This is a genomic window from Acinetobacter sp. (genome assembly GCF_049284435.1).
Lineage (GTDB): Bacteria > Pseudomonadota > Gammaproteobacteria > Pseudomonadales > Moraxellaceae > Acinetobacter.
Map to the genome: position 1 here is coordinate 1 of NZ_JBAPXX010000016.1, position 2,434 is coordinate 2,434.

Annotated in this window: 2 protein-coding genes; one reads left to right on the top strand and one right to left on the bottom strand. The window is 42.3% G+C overall.

Annotated features, from left to right (window positions below; translation table 11 throughout):
• Positions 1 to 36: 36 nt before the first annotated feature.
• Positions 37 to 843, top strand: a complete 807-nt coding sequence (locus WAK81_RS01210) for an NAD-dependent epimerase/dehydratase family protein (protein WP_131291453.1) — start codon at positions 37 to 39, stop codon at positions 841 to 843.
• Positions 844 to 940: 97 nt separating this feature from the next.
• On the opposite strand, the gene plsB is transcribed toward WAK81_RS01210, so the two are convergent.
• Positions 941 to 2,434: glycerol-3-phosphate 1-O-acyltransferase PlsB (plsB, locus tag WAK81_RS01215; protein ID WP_422195349.1), on the bottom strand; the 1,494-nt coding region annotated here is incomplete at its 5' end.

Genomic DNA, 2,434 nt, shown 5'->3' on the forward strand with positions numbered 1-2,434 from the left:
TTTACCCTCAACTTAGGTTATATAATCAGGTGTTTAATGCATATATTATTTATTGGTTATGGTAAAACATCTCAGCGCGTTGCTAAACAATTATTTGAGCAAGGCCACCAAATTACCACAATTAGCCGAAGTCCGAAAACGTATGAATTTGCGACACATCTGATTCAGGATGTTCATCAACTGGATTTAACGCATGTTCCAGCGATTGATTGGGTATATGTATTACTGTCACCTTCGCAAAGTACAATCGAAGCTTATCAACAGACCTATGTCGATTCTGTTGTACCTATCGCAAAGGTATTAAAAAATCATCCAGTTAAAAAGGTTGTGGTGGTTTCCTCAACTCGAGTCTATGGTGAAAATGCGGGTGAGCGCGTTGATGATGATTCAATCATGCAGCCCAGTGATGAGCAGGGCAGATTACTATTAAAGATGGAACAGCTGTATCAGCAGGCTTTCCCGAAGCAATGCATCATCATTCGTCCGACAGGGATTTATGGCACGTCGGTGGCGAGGATGATCAAGCTGGCTGAAACGACTCAAAGCTATCCTCAAATTCACTGGTCAAACCGGATTCATATCGATGATCTGGCTCGATTCTTGGCGCAATTGATTCACGTGGAACATCCGGAAAAATCGTATATTGTCAGCAATAATCAGCCAATCCCTTTACACGAAACGATTCAATGGTTTCAACGGCAGCTGAATTTACCTGAACTGGTTTTAGAAAGTGAGGAAGTGTCGGGAAAAAGGATTTATGCAAAGAGGATGGTTGAAACAAGATTTGAGTTAGAGCATAAAGATTGTTTTGGGGATTATTTGAATATGTTAGAAAATAATTGAAGCTCCTTGTCCCTCTGGGAGAAGGTTGGGATGAGGGTTTTTATAATCGACCTCTCCCTAGCCCTCTCCTAGAAGGAGAGGGAACGGACAAGGAAGATTATTTCTTCTTACGTTTTAAACGACGTTTCGCTTGTTGAGCCGCAACTGCATCCAAAGCTTCTTTCAGCTCTTCATCACTAAAGGTTGTAATGTGCTGAAGCATTTGTAAAGTCACATCATCCAGAACCAGGTTGGCGTACTGCGCAACATTCTGGAAATTTTCATCAAACACAATCGCATTGTCTTCGTTGTTACGAATATAACCTTGTTGAGTCAGTACTTTAATAAAGCTTTGGAATAAGGCTTTATCGAAGAATTCAGGCGAGTTGAACTCATACAGAACAGACAAACGTTGACCGACCAAATGACTGAGTTCTTCCACCTGACGGGTCGAAATGTTGCCTGAACCACGCTGCGTGATCAGGGCCAAAGTCATGTAATACCGCTCAAGACTTTGCATCACAGGAGCAGCCAGAACCACCAGCTGATTATGATCTTCCGAGTTGGGCGCTGGAGATTCTAGGTTGCCTTCCGTATCTTCAGAGATCAATTTCGCCTTAATTAATGCTTCAACATAGGCACAGATTTGATCTTTCAGTTCATCATCTTGCCATTTTAAGAACAATTCAGCTTTCAAGAATGGATAGAGGGTGCGAATCACATTGATCAAATCGCCACGACGGATCGAACCGTTATGTTCAACCAAAGCAGCAATTAAAGACGGTAATACAAAGGCATGCAGAATGTTATTGCGGAAGTAAGTCAGTAATACGGCTTGATTGTCTTCAATCGCAATAATGTCGCCCAACACATGTTTGATACGTTTAATCAGTTTCAGTTTTAAACCGTAGGCAATAATTTCTTTGCCTGAAAGTGGTGTGACTTGTGTGCGTGCATCATAAGGTAAGGCAGCGACCAGATTACGGTATGCATCGAGCTGTTTAATGCAGATCTCTTCATCTAAAGTATGTTTTGGTGTTGCCAGTAGAATCAGAGAAAGCAGTGAAACAGGGTTAATCACTACAGCACGGTTAATATTTTCTAGAATCGCATGAGCTGAACTGTTGACTACATCCGACACTTCCGACGGAATAGGATCATCATTCTTTTCAATCTTGATTTTATCTGCGCCGTGTTTTTTCAGCATGTCATCTAAAAACACAGGTTCGCCGAAGTTCACATGCACTTTACCGAAAATACGCTCGATTTTACGCAAGGTTTTTAAAATGCCCACAATCGATTCAGACTCTTTCGGCTTGCCTTGCATTTCACCGACATAGGTTGAACCTTCCATCAGGCGTTCATAACCAATATAGGTCGGCAAAAACACGATTGGTTTTGATCGACCGCGCAAATGGCTATGTACGGTCATCGCAAGCATGCCGGTTTTCGGTGGCAACAAACGCCCTGTACGTGAACGGCCACCTTCAATAAAGTATTCAAGAGGCGTGTTACGCGACAAAATACTGTACAGGTATTCTTTAAATACCGTGGTATATAAACCATTGCCGCGGAAAGTACGGCGAATAAAGAATGCACCGCCACCACGGAG